The organism is Brevundimonas sp. (assembly GCF_046295595.1).
GTDB lineage: Bacteria > Pseudomonadota > Alphaproteobacteria > Caulobacterales > Caulobacteraceae > Brevundimonas.
Genome location: NZ_JBKBMX010000014.1, coordinates 1 through 14,660, shown reverse-complemented (window position 1 = coordinate 14,660; position 14,660 = coordinate 1). Strand labels below are relative to the sequence as shown.

Here is a 14,660-nt window from a genome sequence, read left to right as displayed (position 1 = left end):
CCCCAGGACCCGGCCATGACCAAAGTTCTCGCCTGCATCGACGCCTCCGCCTATGGGGCCAGCGTGTGCGACCACGCCGCCTGGGCGGCGCAGAACCTCAACTGCGACGTGGAATTGCTGCACGTCCTCGACCGCGCGCCTGACGCGGTCCCGCGCGACCTGTCCGGCAGCATCGGCCTCGGCGCTTCCGAGCATCTGCTGGAAAACCTCGCCCGACTCGACGAGGATCGCGGCAAGCTTCGGATGGAGCGCGGCCGCGCCATTCTGGAAGCGGCGGCGGCGCGGGTCGGGACGGCGGGCGTCGGCGCTGTCACCACCCGGTTGCGGCACGGCGGTCTGGTCGACAACGTTCATGAGCTGGAGGACGACGTCCGTCTCGTCGTGCTGGGCAAGCGCGGCGAGCATGCGGATTTCGCCAAGCTGCATCTCGGCGGCAGCGTCGAACAGGTGGTGCGGGCGACGCGGCTGCCGGTCCTGGTGGCGTCGCGCGAGTTCAAACCGATCCAGCGGCTCCTGATCGCTTTCGACGGCGGGCCCAGCTCGCGCAAGGCGGTCGATTTCCTCGTGTCCGACCCCAGCTTCTCGAAATTCGAATGCCATCTGGTCATGGCCGGCCATCCGAAGGGGGATGATGCGGCACATCTGGCCTGGGCGCGCGAGCGGCTGGCCGAGTGGGGCGGACCGCATCAGGTACTCCAGCGCGACGGCGAACCCGAGGCGGTGATCACCGACTATGTCCGCGACGGCCAGATCGACCTGCTGGTCATGGGCGCCTACGGCCATTCCCCGATCCGGCGCTTCTTCGTCGGCAGCACGACCACGGCGATGATCCGGATCGCCCTGCTGCCTGTCCTGCTGTTCCGATAAGGGGGGCACGGCGGTGGACGGCTACGTTTCGCGACCGCAGGAAGAGCCCTTCACCGGCGATGCAGGGCCGGTGAAGCCCGGACGGTTCGGCCCGCCGTCGGACGCCTGGTACCCCGTCGCGCGGGAGCGTGCGGTGCGCCGTCGGCTTCGCGTTCCATTGCTCGGCCAAGAGCTGACGCTTGTCCGCAACCCGGCCGGCGGTGTCGCGGTTGAACAGACCGACTGGCGGGTGGAGACACGGCTGGGCCTTGTCTGGGTCCGCCGGGCCGCAGCGCGGCCCGAAGCGGTCCCGACCCTGATCGGCGATAATGCGGGGACCGCGAGGTTCCCCATGATCGCCTGCTCGGAAATCGAGGTGGAGACCGACTATGATCAGGCTGTGCTCGGCCTCGTCGATCCGGCCCATGTGCCGATGGTTCACACCGCCTGGTGGTGGCGATCGTCCGACAAGCGCCGGGTCAAGACCAAACACTATGCGCCGTCGCCTTTCGGTTTCACGGCGACGGCGGCGGACCAGTTCGCCTCCGCCCCGGCCTATGAACTCGTGGGCTCCGACCGGAAGATCACTATCGAATTTCGCCTGCCCTCCACGCGCATCGAGCGGGTCGAGGGCGGCCGTTTCCGTCTGCTCAATGTGACGACGGTGACGCCGACCACCCCGGGCCGGGTGGTCCTGCGCAACGTCATCTACAGCTCGGTGCGGCCGTTGCGCTGGCTGCATCCCGCCCTGTCGGCGCTGGGGCGGGCCTTCCTTGAGCAGGACGCGCGGATCCTTCGGCGGCTCGACGCCGACGCCAGCACGCGTCAGCCCCAACTGTTCGTCGGCGCGCCGGATCAGCCGTCGGCCTGGTATTTCCAGTGCAAACTCGCCCTGGCCCGCGCGACCGGGGCCGGATTCGTCAATCCCGTTCGCCCCTCGGTCCTGCGCTGGCGCACGTGAACGGGCGAGGGCTCCGGACGGCGGGCGGACCCGCTGCGGACCCTAGGGAGCGATGGCGCCCCCTGACCCCAATCGAGCAGAAATGAAGGAAGGAGACGCCCGATGAGCGCACGTGACCGCGACCTCCAGCCGCCGTCCGCGAGCCTGTTGATTGGCAATGTGCTGCGCGTTCGCCCGGCGGCGACGCCGGAGGAAGCCTGCCGCATCGCGCCGATGCTGGCTGATCTGCCTCCCGCCGACCTGCGCGAACGGATGGCGCAGCAACGCCGCCGTCTGGGATTGGACGACATGGGTCGGCGTTTGTCGGACAGGCCCCGGTCATGAGCGACGCCGGCGCGCAAATCTCCCGAGCCAGCCTGTGAGCGCTGTGACCCCGGACGAGGCGGCGGCGCTGAAACGCATCCTGATGGAGCGTCTTTCCGAACTCCAGCAGATCGACGCCTTGTCGGAGGAGAGCCGTCGTCCCGTCGAGCTGGACCAGAACAGCGTCGGACGTCTGTCACGAGTGGACGCCCTCCAGCAACAGGCCATGGCCCTCGCCTCACAGGAACGGCGGCGCCAGGACGCCCATCGCATCACCCAGGCGTTGAGCCGGATGGCGAGCGGCGACTACGGGTTCTGCGGCGCCTGTGGCGATCCGATTGCGCTGCGCCGGTTGCAGCTGGACCCCACCCTCGCGCTCTGCATCGACTGCGCCACCGGATGACGCGTATGGGCCGGGGCGCCATTCGGCCCAGCGCCCATGGTGGCCTCAAGCCAATGCATCACGCTGGGATTGTGGGCGATAGCCTCGTCGAGCGTCACCCAGACCGGGTGCATGGATGGGACCCACTTACGGACGCTGCAGGGGGTCTAGAAGCGCCCGAGGGTCAGCGGACAAGGCCTCAGCTAGGCGGGCCATAGCTTTTACGGATGGATTGCGAACGCCCCGTTCCAGGTCGCTGAGGTAACTGCGCTTCATGCCGGCGTCGAAGGCAAGCTGTTCCTGCGACAAGCCCGCCTCCTCGCGCAGACGGCGTACGTTTCGCCCCAAGATGACCACGAGGTCCATGCGCCGAGATGGCGTGATTGCCGTTGCGGGCGCTGTCCCCTAATCGTGTCATTTTGCATGACTGGGGGTGGCTTGATGTTTCGGTGGTTTCAGTTGGTAGGTCTGCGCATGAAGGCCATCGCGGTGGTCGAGCGGGAGTACGGAAGCAAACTCCATGTTGCTGGCGGTGTGGACACCCCGCTGTTCAATCGGATGACGCGGCTGTCCCGCGACTTTGGCGGCAACGAATACGATGCGGCCGCCATGTTCATGGTGGCGGATATGGCGGCCCGCTTACGGTGTGGAATGGAGGAGCGGATGGGAAGCGCCGAACTTCTCGGGATCACGAACCTGCGCCTACCGCTCATGCGCCAGCCAGCGGTCGTCCTCGATGTGATTGAGCGGACGCTCGACGCGACCAAGGCTGCCGTTCCTCCAGAGGTTTGTGCTGGGCGCTGAGGAGCGCAAGGCGGCGTCAACTTGGCTGTGTTGGGGAGCAGTTTTCGCTGTCCGTAGTTGGTCGCCGAGAGAGATAAGTCGGGACAGCGCTCGGAGTGCCGCGACATCCAAACGCGGGCATGGGCTCTATACGACGACCTCAGGGCGTCAAGATGTCGTCGGCCCATCGCTTTCTCGGCCCTTCTGGATCACGGAGCTGTCCCGTGTCCGTACTTGAGAACGTCAAATTCCAACTCGGGACAAACTACGGACAGCGTTGTTTATAAACAGCTTATCGGCCGATTGTCCCTATGTCCGTAGTTATATGGCTTGATACACATATAGGAGCTCTAAGGTATAGCTATGCCTATATGTATGGGCTCTGAGAAACCAAGTACGGACACGGGACAGTTCCTGTGGGCGAGCGTGCACAACACACATCATTAGCGACAAGTTGTGAACTGCACTAATTGCCAGATGGACCGGGCGGTCGGAGGCGTTACTGTATAACAGCACAAAGCCTTAGCCTCCCGTTGCGCCCCGTTCGGGAGTGATCAGACTATCCCTCGACCTGGTCCGGGGCGCGAATGGCACGGTAAAGAGTCGATCGGCCAACACCCAAGGTTCTTGCGATGGTCGAGGGGCTCTCGCCGGCGGCGACGAGAGCCCGAGCATGCCCGATCTGAATGCGGGTAAGCGCCGGACGACGGCCGGTCCGGACGCCCCGGGCCATTGCCGCCTTTACGCCGGCCTGCGTCCGCTCGCTGATCAGGGAACGCTCGAATTCGGCCAGCGCGGCCATCATGTGAAAAACCAATCGTCCCTGCGCGCTTTCGGTGTCGAGGCCTTCGCAGACCGATTGGAAGTGGATTTTGCGTTCACCCAGGTCGGTCACCACCGAAATCAGGTGGGGGAGAGACCGGCCCAGTCGGTCAAGTCGCCAGACGACAAGCGTATCCTCGGGAGCCAGCGACTGCAGCGCGCGCGTCAGACCGGGCCGGTCTTGCGCCGCACCAGAGGCATTGTCCGTGTGAATGATCTCGGCTCCGGCGTCACGCAACGCGCGTTCTTGGAGGTCGAGGTTCTGGTCCGTCGTGGAGACGCGTGCATATCCGATTTTCATCCCATCAATTTGGGACAGTATTTCGGGACGTGCAAGCCCTTGATTTTATTGACCATCATCGAGCGTCCCAGAACCGATCCTTTGTGGGACAGTTGGCTAGCCGCCGCCATCAGGCCTGCCGTCGCGCCCTCGGTCGGGCCAGGTTCACCCCCCGGCAGGGGGGCAAACACTCAGGTGCGTTTGGCTATTCCCTTCGCTAGACAAAGCCTGTGGAAAAACGACTGATCGGGCTTGCTCCGAAATACCGACGCTGTGCTCTCTACCCTCAGAGGCGCCCGTGGGAGCGTCGAAAGACTACCGGCCGTCGAGCCATAATCCCCGGGACGTCGTGGGGTGCAGCGCTGTGGCGCGAAGACTGATCCGACCTGCGAGCGGATAGACGAGGCGCGTGCATCGCGCCGCCCCTCCATCAACTTCGCGCACCAGCGCAGCCGGACTGCTGACCGCCAAGGTTGGTTTCCGCACGGGGCCGTCTCATGTTCGAACATCTACCCACGCCACCACCTGCCCAGCCTGCCGGAGATCACCGATCGACGCTTGCGGCGCGGCCCTCGCGCCTCGATGGAGCGGACGCCATCGCCGCCTACCTCGGCAAGCCTGCCCGTTGGGTCTATCAGGCCCGCGAGCGCCGCTGGCGGGTCCCGATCCGCAAGGCGGACGGCCTCGGCCTGTACGCCTTCGTGGATGAGCTCGACGCGTGGCAGCGCGATCCGGCGACCCTCGCGCAGTAGGAGCGGAAGGGCGGGGCGTGACGGCCCCGCCCGACCGTGCAAGAATTCAGGACAGAGGGGCGGAGCGCATGGCCAACGTACGGAAGATCACGCACCCGCGCCGCACGGACGGGTCGACCAAAACGAGCTGGCGCGCGACGTGGACGGCCCCCGACGGCAAGCGCCAGTCGAAGAATTTCCCGCGCAAGGCCGAGGCCGATGCATGGCTGCGCGATGTGGGCGCTGGTCGGGTCGGCGGCTCGTCGGCCATGACCGTGACCGAGCTGGCGGCGGCGCACATGCGGTACTTCGACGGATTGGTGAAGGCCGGCGAACGGGAGGCGGTGACGCTCGACGGCTACCAGACGGTGTCCAGCGTTCACCTCGCCGCCGATCCGGGCTTCGCGCGGCGGCGGCTGTGCGACCTGACCGCCCCGTCGATCCAGACGTTCCTTGACGAGACGTTCGCCCGCACCGGCTCGGCCGATCTGGCGGCCCGCGTCCGCCGGACTCTGGTGACCTGGTGCAAGTTCGGCATGCGACGCGGCTGGCTGCACGCCAACCCCGCGCAGGCCTGCGTCGTGGAGCGAACGCGCCGAACCAGCGACGAGGAAGGCGATGGCTTCAACCTTCCGGACAAGGCGACGCTGGCGGCCCTGATCGCCGCAGCGGGCAAAGGGCCGCACGCCGCGAGGGATACGGCGGTCGTGCGCCTGCTCATGTTCGGCGGCCTGCGCATCTCGGAGCTGTTGGGCCTCGCGGACGATGCTCTCGTGCTCAAGCCGAAGGGCGCGACGGTCCGGGTGCGCGAGCGCCTCCAGCGGCGTCACCGAACGCTGGGGCCGCCGAAGTCGGCCAAGGCGCGGCGTGATGTGCCGGTCGGCGAGGCCGCCGCCCTGGCCGTACGCGCCTGGCGGTTTGGCACGCGGTCCGGTGCGCGCGTTCAGCCATCGCAACGGGCAGCTCCAGATGGCCCGCGTCGGCGGTCGGCTGTTTCCCGCGCCAGCCGGTGGAGATGTCTGGTTCTACGATGACTTCATCAACGGCTGCTGGCTGCCGCTGATGCGCCGCGCCGAGCTCGTCGAGATGCTGCCGGACAGCAAGGGCAAGAACCGGCCGGTGACGGCGTTCAGCCCGCACACGCTGCGGCACGTCGCGGCCAGCCTCTGGATTGCGCAGGGCCTCTCGCCGAAGAAGGGTGCAGGACCTGCTCGGCCATTCGACCATTCAGTTGACGATGGACCTGTACGGGCACCTGTGGACCGACCCCGATGCTGACGATGCATTGGCGCAGGCGAGCGAGCGGCTTATACAGGGAGCTAGCTAGTTTCGTCCTCGTCGTCGGAGTTGATCTCGATCTCGCCGGACCAGGCTCCGGTCTCAGTGACGTTATCCGGTCGCCAGACGAGATGCTTGCCGGGGATCGTGCGGTTTCGCTCGCGGGCCCAGTTAACCTCCCGCGCCATGACGTCGAAACGTTCGGCAGCCCCCGACTTGATGACGGTGCCGCGAAGGAGGCGAACGGATCTGGTGTTAGCGACCATTTCGTCGTTCGCCACAGTTAGGCTGTCGACCTCCCGCTCCGTGACCGCAATGAACTGAAACCCGCCGATGCTGACCGCGAAGGGGATGATCAAGGTGCGCAGACCCTCAAACGCCTCAGGAGGGATACCTCCGAGCGTTGCCTTGATAGAGCCGGTGGCATCTATCATTCCGGCGAACTGTTCGAGCCCCTCGGTTGCCCGCCAAACTTCGTTCAGAGAGAGACAAAACTCTGCTGACAGGCGTTCGGCCGGTACCACACGCATCAAGGTGCTGAAGGCATTGCGAGCACGTGCCCAGCGTTCCGTGTCCTTCGGCGGTCTCTCGTAGCGGATGGGGCCGACGTCCAGAGCGCGGCCCTCATTGAAGATGGTGATCTCGTGGGTGGTGCTTGGCTCCCAAGATCGGAAGGATAGGCGTCGTGAAAGCTCGGCTGGCCCCACTTTCTCGCCAAAATCCATTTCCACGGCGAATTTTGCGCGACCGTCCACATGAATAGTCAGCGACAAAGGGCCTGCCTGTACACGCGCGCAACGTTCTTCCGGCGGAAGATGGTCGAAGAGGGCGCTGAATACCGTTCCTGGCCAAGAAACTTCGTCTGAAGAGCCGGGCCGACGAAGGGTCGCGACGCATGGCGCTGTGGTCGGTGTGATACTAATTTTACCCGGCCCGTGGCGGACTGGGGGCGCCGGTATGTTGAAGCGGCGGTCGGTGTAGGTGAAGCTTTCGATTGGCACTTCATCGACCAAGCCAAGGTGCAGCTTGGTTAGTTCGCTGAAGTCGCTCCGTGCGAGCACGAACTCGCCGGTCCCGCTACCGTTTTCGTACCCGAGTCCCCTTGCTAATTCGCGCTTCTGGCCTGCGTAGTCGCCTCCGATGTCGCTCATTTGCCGGAGCAGAGCATCCAACACGTCGTCGTCCGGGACGGCTTCGCCGCGTGTCATTGTGACCGCCAAACGTTTTGAGTGAAGAGGCAGGCCCGCGACAGACCGGGCCCGCGCCTCTCGAAGGGCTTGAGCCATCATGGGCGTCCAGAAGTGGCGCACGTAAATTGTCCACGATGTGCATGCCGGTTTGGTGAACGCGACGTGGACGATGAAGCAGGGTAGCCCTTCTTCGGCGAAGCGCAGCGCGTTGGAGAGCTTAATCGTGCTGTTCGCTCGCCCGTTGATCGAAGACTTCACCTGAACTTTGCAGCGGTGTGGAGCGGGCCGAAGGTCTGCCGGAACTTCGGCGCGGGACGGCGCGAACTCGACGAAGTAGTCCCAGCCTGCCTGATCATCTTCCGAGCGGTTGCGGGTCACATCCGCCTTGCTGCACAGGCCTCGGAAAATATCCTCCGCGAGGACATCAGAGCGGGGCTTTCGTTTCATGCGGGCGGGTGTCCAAGCTCCAGGTGATCTGGTGCGTCTGCACTCGGCAGCGGCTTGCTAAAGGCTAGGCCGTGAAGTCGCGCCGTGTCGAGAACTCTCCTTGGAACATCGGGTGAACGTTGCGGCGCTCGCTCGGCGCTCGGAGAATGGCGGAACCGGGCTCAAAGCAGGGAAAAGTCAGTAAAATCAACGAAGCGCCGCGAACCGACCAGCGCCGGGGCATGGGCCCATTCTCGCGGCTTAACCCATTGATTTAGTTATGGTGCGGGCGGCCGGGGTCGAACCGGCACTCCTTTCGGAACCGGATTTTGAGTCCGGCGCGTCTACCAATTCCACCACGCCCGCACAGGTCGCCAGGAAGTCTCGAAGGCAGGCCGGACAGGTAGCGCGGGCCGGGCGGCGAGGCAATCCGGCGGGTGCGCTTACGCCTCGACCGGGGCCACGGTCTGCTCGATGGCGCCGAACAGGGAGTGGTGGTCGTCGTCCAGCATCTCGATGCGGACGGTGTCGCCGTGTTTGAGGAAGGGAGTCGCCGGCTTGCCGTGCAGCAGGGTTTCGACGGTGCGGACCTCGGCGATGCAGGAGTAGCCGAGGCCGCCCTCGCTGACCGGCTTGCCGGGGCCGCCGTCGGCGTCGCGGTTGGAGACGGTGCCCGAGCCGATGATGGTCCCGGCGCACAGGGCGCGGGTCTTCGCCAGATGGGCGATCAGGGTTCCGAAGTCGAAGGTCATGTCAGTTCCGGCGTCGGCCTTGCCGAAGTCGGCGCCGTTGAGCTGGACGTTGAGCTGGCCCTTCAGCTTGCCGTCGACCCAGCGGTCGCCGAGGGCGCGCGGGGTGACGAACACCGGCGACAGGGCCGAGGCCGGCTTGGACTGGACGAAGCCGAAGCCCTTGCCCAGTTCGGCCGGGATCAGGTTGCGCAGCGACACGTCGTTGACGAGGCCGACGAGGCGGATGCAGGCGAGGGCTTCCTCACGCGACACGCCCTGCGGCACGTCGCCGGTGACGACCACGACCTCGGCCTCGAGGTCGCAGCCCCAGCTTTCGTCGGCCAGGGGGATCGGATCGCGCGGGGCGAGGAAGCCGTCGGAACCGCCCTGGTACATCAGCGGGTCGGTCCAGAAGCTGTCGGGCATTTCGGCGCCGCGCGCCTGACGCACGAGGGCGACGTGGTTCACATAGGCCGAGCCGTCGGCCCACTGATAGGCGCGGGGCAGGGGCGAGGCGGCCTCGCGCTCGTGGAAGCGTCCGCGCGGCACGCCGCCGTGTTCGAGGCTTTCCGACAGGGCCCTCAGATGGGGTTCGACCCGGTCCCAGTCGTCGAGCGCCGCCTGCAGGGTCGGGGCGATCAGGAAGGCGTCGGTGAACCAGGCGAGGTCATTGGAGACGATGACGAGGCGGCCGTCGCGGCCGTGCTTGAGCGAGGCGAGTTTCATGACTCAAGGCTTAGGACCTTTCTTCCGCGGGGGAAACAGGCCGCGTGTCAGTGGTGTCCGCCGCCGCTGTGACTGAGGTGTGGACGGCGCGGGCCGGGGTTGGACAGTTCGGCGACGACGGCGCGTATGTCGCCCTCGCGGGCCGTTCGATGCCGCCAGTAGTCGTTGAAGTCGGCGACCGCGAGGCGCAGGGCGTCGTTGCGCTGCTGCGTCGACATCGGCCGCTTGTCGGGTTCCGGCGGGTGCGGGTGCGGATGGGCCGCGGCCGACGGGGCGTGGACCGAAACGATGGTCACGCTGGCGGCGGCGGCGGGGGATGGGCCGTGATGGGGGTCGCCGGCGCCGTGTCCGCCATGACCCGGCGGCGCGTCGTGGCCGGCGGAGGCCGGGGCGGCGGGGTGAGGATGGGGCTTGTCTTGCGTCTCGCCCTTGAGGGCGGCGTCCAGCGTCTTGACGCGTTTGTTGAGCTCGCCGCCGAAGGCGAGGGTCTTGCCGAGGCGGGCGCGCAGGACGCGCTCCAGCCCGGCGGCGCGGGCCGGCAGGGCGTCGGTGTCGGCCTGCATGGCGGCCTTGGCGGCCTCGTCGACCGCCGCCCAGATGGCGGGGGCGGCGTCGGTTTGCCGGCCGCGTGAGCCCGCGCCGACCAGCCATCCGATCAGAACGGCGACGCCCAGGGCGAGCAGGACGGCGCCCCAGAAGAAGGGGTCGGCCCCGATCATGATGGTCGGATCGAGGGGGGCGCCGACAGGATCGGCGCCGGCGAAGTCGTCGCCGTATGACATGGGGCTCCCCGCGAAAACGACCGCCGTTCGTGGAGCGGCCATCTTGCCCCGACCGCGCCTCTTGGCAACGGTAAAGGTTAACGGCGGCGAGTCAGCTGGGGGTGATCAGGGCCTTGGCCTCGGCGCCGGTGCGGGCGCCGACGTCGCGCACCTCGACCTCGACGCAGACCGCGCCTTCCGGTTCGTGGGCCCAGAGGTAGCGGCGCTCGACCTCGACCTCGCGGCCGGACGGGGCGAAGCCGGTGAAGCTGTCGCCCCACGGGGTGATGGCCTTGATCTCGACCCAGGCCAGGGCGCAGGCGGCGTCGAGCTCTTCCATCGCCATCAGCGACAGCTCGTCGCGCGGGTCGGGGGCTACAGCCATGGGCGCACCCGGGCGCGATAGGCGTCGTAGTCGGCGCCGAAGCGGGCCGACAGATAGCGCTCCTCGCGGTCGATGACGAAGCGCTGGACGACCCAGAGACAGGGGAGCAGCAGCAGCAGGACGAGGACGCTGTCCATGGCGATGGCGAGCCCGGCGTAGGTGATGGCGAAGCCCAGATAGATCGGGTTGCGGCTGAAGCGGTAGAGGCCGTCCGTCGCCAGAACGGTGCTGGGCTTCCATGGCTCCACCGCGGTGCCGAGGCGACGGAAATAGCCGGCGGCGGCGCCGTCGAGCAGCAGGCCGCCGATGATCAGCGGCAGGGAGACGACGCGGCGGACTTGGGTCTCCAGACCGAAACCGAGGGTGAGCCAGCCGGCGGCCTCCGGGCCTGCGGCCGGCGCGCCGTAGCGATAGATCAGCCAGCCGAGCAGCAGGAAGCCGAGAAAGATCAGCGGCGGCGGGGCGATGACGCGGGGCGTATCGGCAGAGGCGGTCACGGGCGCAGCGCCTCGTCGCCATAGATGGCCACGGCGGCGGGCGTGTCGGCCGAGACGGCGCCGCGATACATGCCGGAAGTGTTCATCGCGAAGGCGGGGGTTCCGTCCAGACCCATGACGATGACGCCGCCGTCGCCGCCGATCGAGCCGACATCGGCGATCTCGGCTTCGGCGGCGGCCTGGGCGGTCGCGCCGGCGGCGGTGCGGTGGCAGATGTCCCGCGCGACGGTGGCGCGGATGAAATACTCGCCCGAGCCGGTGGCGGAGACGGCGCAGCCGTCGGCGTTGGAGGCGTAGGTCCCGGCGCCGATGACCGGCACGTCGCCGACCCGACCCCAGCGTTTGGCGGTCATGCCGCCGGTCGAGGTGCCGGCGGCGAGCCGGCCCTGGCGGTCGAGGGCGACGGCGCCGACGGTGCCGAATTTACGCTCGTTCAGCGGCGGCTCGGGTAGGTCGTTGTCGGCCTGCGGGCCGGGCGCGCCGGCTGGCCGCGCAGGGATGGGGAGATTCTGCTGCCGCAGGGCGCTCTCCAGTCCGCGCCAGCGGCGCTCGGTGAAGAAGAAGGCCGGGTCGACCTGTTCGAGGCCGACCGAGGCGGCGAATGTGTCGGCGCCTTCGCCGATCAGCATGACGTGCGGCGACTGCTCCATCACCGCCCGGGCGGCGGCGATGGGATGGCGGGTGGCGGTCAGGCCGGCGACGGCGCCGGCGGTCCGGTCGGCGCCGTTCATGATCGCGGCGTCCAGCTCGTTGCGGCCGGCGGCGGTGAAGACCGCGCCGCGCCCGGCGTTGAACAGGGGATCGTCCTCCATGATCCGGATCGCCGCCTCGATGGCGTCGAGGGCGGAGCCGCCGTCGGCGAGAATGGCCGAGCCGGCGGCCAGCGCCCGGTGCAGGGCGGCGCGGTAGGCGGCGTCCTGATCCGGCGTCAGGCTGTCACGCTCGATGACGCCGGCGCCGCCGTGGATGGCGAAGGACCAGCGGGTCGGCTCCTGGGCGGCGGCGGGCGCGGCGATGAGGGCGAGGGCGGCGGCGAGGGGGATCAGGCGGGTCAGGGACATGGCCGCAACGTCGGCCAAGCGGAGCCTCAACTCAAGGCCTGACCGCAGCACGGACAGCCGGGCGTTTCGACGCCGAACAGGGCGCGGACGCGATCCGGCGTGAGCGCCTGCGCCGGCGCGGCGGCCTCGATCCAGTCGGGGCCGATGGACAGCACCCGGTCCGCGCGGGCGGCGAAGGGCAGGTGGTGGGTGGACGCCAGCACGATGCGGCCCTCCGCGGCGAGGGCGCGGACGGCCGTCTCGACGGCCCGGGCGTGGGCGGGGTCGAGCAGGGCCAGGGGCTCGTCCAGCAGGCAGACCGGAGCGTCCTGGACGAACAACCGGGCGATCAGCACCAGTTGCTGCTGGCCGCTGGACAGGCGGTCGAACGGGCGGTCGGCGAGGTCGGCGACGTCGAGCCGGGTCAGGGCGGCGCGAGCGGCCGCGATATCTTCGGCCCCGAGGCCGGGCGACCAGCGACGGCGGGCGGCGCGGCCGAGGGCGGTCAGGTGCAGGGCGGAGAAGCCGGCGGAGACGGCGCCCGGCGGCGGCAGGTATGCGATGGCGCCGGGACGGTCGATGCGGCCCGACAGCGGCGCGATCAGGCCGGCGATCGTCTTCAGCAGGGTGGTCTTGCCGGCGCCGTTGGGACCGATCAGGGCGACGACCTCGCCGGGGGCAGCGACGAGGTCGAGCGCAGGCAGGCGGAAGCCGGCGCGGCCCCCGACGAGCGCTTCGAGGCGCAGGGAGGCGCTCACGTCCGTCTCGAGGTGGCGATGAACAGGCTCAGGAAGGCCGGGGCGCCGACGGCGGCGGACAGCAGGCCGACCGGCAGTTCGGCCGGGCCGAAGGCGGTCGACAGCCGGTCGATCAGCAGGGCGAACAGGGCGCCGACGGCCATGGCGGCGGGGATCAGGGCCCCGGCCCGCTCGCCGACGATGCGCCGCGCGGCGTGAGGGGCGAGCAGGCCGATCCAGCCGACCACCCCGGCCACGGCGACGGCGGCCGAGGTCATCAGGGCGGCCGCGGCGAGGGCCAGCAGCCGCAGCGGCGCGGCGCTCAGGCCCAGCGAGCGGGCCTGTTCGTCGCCGAGCGACAAGGCGTCGAGGCGGAAGCCGAGGCTTAGCAGAACGATTGCGCCGAGGCCGACGGGGGCGAGGGCGAGGGCGGCCTCGCCGGCGGTCGCGCGGGTGAAGGAGCCGAGCAGCCAGTAGGTGATCGACGGCAGCTGCGAATAGGGCTCGGCGACGATCACCACCAGGCCGAGGCCGGCCGTGGCCAGGGCGCCGGCGACGATGCCGCACAGGATCAGGGCGAGGCGGCCGTCGCCGCTGCGGGTCAGGGCGGCGCAGATCACCGCCAGGGCGCCGGTGGCGAGGCCGCCGGCGAAGGCCGCGCTCTGCACCAGAACGGCGCCGGCCCCGAACAGCAGGGCGAGGGCGGCGCCGAAGCCGGCCCCGGAGGTGACGCCGAGCAGGTCGGGCGAGGCGAGCGGGTTGCGGAACAGGATCTGGAAGCCGGCGCCGGCGCCGGCGAGAGCCGCGCCGCAGGTCATGGCGGCGAGCAGGCGCGGACCGCGCAGGGCGAGAGCCAGCTCGGCCTCGGGCGGGCCGGGGCCGAAGGCGGCGGCGAGCAGGGCGGCCGGCGAGGCGGCGAGCGGACCGGTGGCCAGCACCGCGATCGCGCCGAGCAAGGCCAGGCCGGCGAGGGCCAGGGGCGCCCCCCATCTTCGCAGGGCGCTCAGCGAACCCATCGCGGGCTGGGCGTCTCGACCGGGGCGAGGCCATACAGGCGACGGCCGAGCAGGGTCAGCTCCAGCGAATTGGCGTGGGGGTCGGCCAGCCAGGCGCAGCCGAGCAGACGGTTGACGGATGGCGGGCGGTCGATCCAGCCGAACGGCGTCGACGGCAGCAACAGGATGCCGCGCCGATCGCCGCCGGGCCGCCGGCGCCACACCGGGTCCCGCGCCGCCGCCCTGGCGAAGGCCTCGTCGAGGGTGACGATCACCTCGGGGTCCCAGGCGACGACCTGCTCGCGGGTGACGCGGCCGATGTCGCGCGAGCCCTCGGCGACATTGGTCCAGCCGGCGCCCTCCAGCACCTCGGTGGCGAGGGCGCCGCGGAAGCCGGTCTCCAGCCCGTCGGCGCCGCGGGCGTAGTAGAAGGCGGAACCCTGCGGGGCGGACCGCCAGCGCTCGACCACCCGGTCCGCGAGCTCGGCCAGGGCCTCGGCCCGGGGCCGGGCGTCGAGCAGGCGGCCGGCTTCGCGCAGGGCAGCGGGGATGTGGGCCAGGCTTCCGTCGATCAGCCGCCAGTCGACGCCGAGCCGGGTCTTCATGCGCGTCGCCAGGTCCTGGTGTTCGGGACCGGTGTCACCGTAGTCGATGACCAGCCGCGGCTTCAGGGCGGCGATGGCCTCGGGCGTGGCGGCCCGACCGCCACCGGCGAGGCTGCCGATCTCGGGCAGGGCGGCCGCGGCCGCGGGCAGGGCGGCGAGGGCGGCGGCGTCGGGCCGCCGC

At 69.1% G+C, this 14,660-nt stretch carries 18 protein-coding genes and 1 tRNA gene; 7 read left to right on the top strand and 12 right to left on the bottom strand.

Annotated features, from left to right (window positions below; translation table 11 throughout):
* Positions 1-15 precede the first annotated feature (15 nt).
* The 4 genes from ACK4JY_RS10315 to ACK4JY_RS10300 all read left to right on the top strand — a co-directional run bounded on the left by ACK4JY_RS10315 (position 16) and on the right by ACK4JY_RS10300 (position 2,513).
* Entirely contained in the window at positions 16-867 is an 852-nt protein-coding gene (locus ACK4JY_RS10315) for a universal stress protein (protein ID WP_409605341.1), read from the top strand.
* A 13-nt stretch (positions 868-880) separates the two neighbouring features.
* Positions 881-1,807, top strand: coding sequence for a hypothetical protein (locus tag ACK4JY_RS10310; protein ID WP_409605339.1), 927 nt, complete (start codon positions 881-883; stop codon positions 1,805-1,807).
* Between the two features lie 102 nt (positions 1,808-1,909).
* The gene (locus tag ACK4JY_RS10305) at positions 1,910-2,131 is read left to right on the top strand and encodes a hypothetical protein (RefSeq protein WP_409605337.1); all 222 of its coding nucleotides are present in this window, start codon (positions 1,910-1,912) and stop codon (positions 2,129-2,131) included.
* Positions 2,132-2,165: 34 nt separating this feature from the next.
* The gene (locus ACK4JY_RS10300; RefSeq protein ID WP_409605336.1) at positions 2,166-2,513 is read left to right on the top strand and encodes a TraR/DksA family transcriptional regulator; all 348 of its coding nucleotides are present in this window, start codon (positions 2,166-2,168) and stop codon (positions 2,511-2,513) included.
* A gap of 126 nt (positions 2,514-2,639) precedes the next feature.
* Here ACK4JY_RS10300 and ACK4JY_RS10295 read toward each other — a convergent pair whose 3' ends face one another.
* Positions 2,640-2,858 carry a helix-turn-helix domain-containing protein gene (locus ACK4JY_RS10295; RefSeq protein ID WP_409605334.1) on the bottom strand — a complete coding sequence of 73 codons (219 nt, stop codon included), beginning with the start codon at positions 2,856-2,858 and terminating at the stop codon, positions 2,640-2,642.
* A gap of 108 nt (positions 2,859-2,966) precedes the next feature.
* On the opposite strand from ACK4JY_RS10295, the gene ACK4JY_RS10290 reads away from it, so the two are divergent.
* Positions 2,967-3,296 carry a hypothetical protein gene (locus tag ACK4JY_RS10290; RefSeq protein ID WP_409605332.1) on the top strand — a complete coding sequence of 110 codons (330 nt, stop codon included), beginning with the start codon at positions 2,967-2,969 and terminating at the stop codon, positions 3,294-3,296.
* A 538-nt stretch (positions 3,297-3,834) separates the two neighbouring features.
* Here ACK4JY_RS10290 and ACK4JY_RS10285 read toward each other — a convergent pair.
* Positions 3,835-4,398 (bottom strand): recombinase family protein, encoded by a 564-nt coding sequence (locus ACK4JY_RS10285; protein WP_409605330.1) that lies wholly within the window; start codon positions 4,396-4,398, stop codon positions 3,835-3,837.
* A 476-nt stretch (positions 4,399-4,874) separates the two neighbouring features.
* Between ACK4JY_RS10285 and ACK4JY_RS10280 the strand changes: the two genes are divergently transcribed.
* Together ACK4JY_RS10280 and ACK4JY_RS10275 are read left to right on the top strand one after the other, a co-directional pair.
* The gene (locus ACK4JY_RS10280) at positions 4,875-5,129 is read left to right on the top strand and encodes a hypothetical protein (RefSeq protein ID WP_409605328.1); all 255 of its coding nucleotides are present in this window, start codon (positions 4,875-4,877) and stop codon (positions 5,127-5,129) included.
* A 68-nt stretch (positions 5,130-5,197) separates the two neighbouring features.
* On the top strand, positions 5,198-6,142 hold the full coding sequence (locus tag ACK4JY_RS10275) for a hypothetical protein (RefSeq protein ID WP_409605326.1): 945 nt from the start codon (positions 5,198-5,200) through the stop codon (positions 6,140-6,142).
* A gap of 285 nt (positions 6,143-6,427) precedes the next feature.
* On the opposite strand, the gene ACK4JY_RS10270 is transcribed toward ACK4JY_RS10275, so the two are convergent.
* The 10 genes from ACK4JY_RS10270 to ACK4JY_RS10225 form a co-directional block, all read right to left on the bottom strand.
* Positions 6,428-8,023: a hypothetical protein gene (locus tag ACK4JY_RS10270; protein WP_409605324.1), complete on the bottom strand. Its 1,596-nt coding sequence runs from the start codon at positions 8,021-8,023 to the stop codon at positions 6,428-6,430.
* A 260-nt stretch (positions 8,024-8,283) separates the two neighbouring features.
* A tRNA-Leu gene (locus tag ACK4JY_RS10265) sits at positions 8,284-8,368 on the bottom strand.
* A 77-nt stretch (positions 8,369-8,445) separates the two neighbouring features.
* Positions 8,446-9,459, bottom strand: coding sequence for a fumarylacetoacetate hydrolase family protein (locus ACK4JY_RS10260; RefSeq protein ID WP_409605322.1), 1,014 nt, complete (start codon positions 9,457-9,459; stop codon positions 8,446-8,448).
* 47 nt (positions 9,460-9,506) lie between these two features.
* Positions 9,507-10,241 (bottom strand): hypothetical protein, encoded by a 735-nt coding sequence (locus tag ACK4JY_RS10255; RefSeq protein ID WP_409605320.1) that lies wholly within the window; start codon positions 10,239-10,241, stop codon positions 9,507-9,509.
* Between the two features lie 91 nt (positions 10,242-10,332).
* Positions 10,333-10,605 (bottom strand): hypothetical protein, encoded by a 273-nt coding sequence (locus ACK4JY_RS10250; protein WP_409605318.1) that lies wholly within the window; start codon positions 10,603-10,605, stop codon positions 10,333-10,335.
* Complete coding sequence (locus ACK4JY_RS10245; protein ID WP_409605316.1) at positions 10,596-11,102, bottom strand: methyltransferase family protein; 507 nt, start codon at positions 11,100-11,102, stop codon at positions 10,596-10,598. The genes ACK4JY_RS10250 and ACK4JY_RS10245 overlap by 10 nt, the downstream gene beginning before the upstream one ends.
* A complete protein-coding gene (locus ACK4JY_RS10240) occupies positions 11,099-12,163 on the bottom strand; it encodes an isoaspartyl peptidase/L-asparaginase family protein (RefSeq protein WP_409605482.1) in 1,065 nt (354 codons plus the stop codon). Before ACK4JY_RS10240 ends, ACK4JY_RS10245 begins: the two co-directional genes overlap by 4 nt.
* A 26-nt stretch (positions 12,164-12,189) precedes the next feature.
* Positions 12,190-12,900 carry an ABC transporter ATP-binding protein gene (locus ACK4JY_RS10235; RefSeq protein ID WP_409605314.1) on the bottom strand — a complete coding sequence of 237 codons (711 nt, stop codon included), beginning with the start codon at positions 12,898-12,900 and terminating at the stop codon, positions 12,190-12,192.
* Positions 12,897-13,895 (bottom strand): FecCD family ABC transporter permease, encoded by a 999-nt coding sequence (locus tag ACK4JY_RS10230; protein WP_409605312.1) that lies wholly within the window; start codon positions 13,893-13,895, stop codon positions 12,897-12,899. Before ACK4JY_RS10230 ends, ACK4JY_RS10235 begins: the two co-directional genes overlap by 4 nt.
* On the bottom strand, positions 13,883-14,660 hold a 778-nt coding region (locus ACK4JY_RS10225), incomplete at its 5' end, for a hypothetical protein (RefSeq protein WP_409605310.1). The genes ACK4JY_RS10230 and ACK4JY_RS10225, both read right to left, overlap by 13 nt.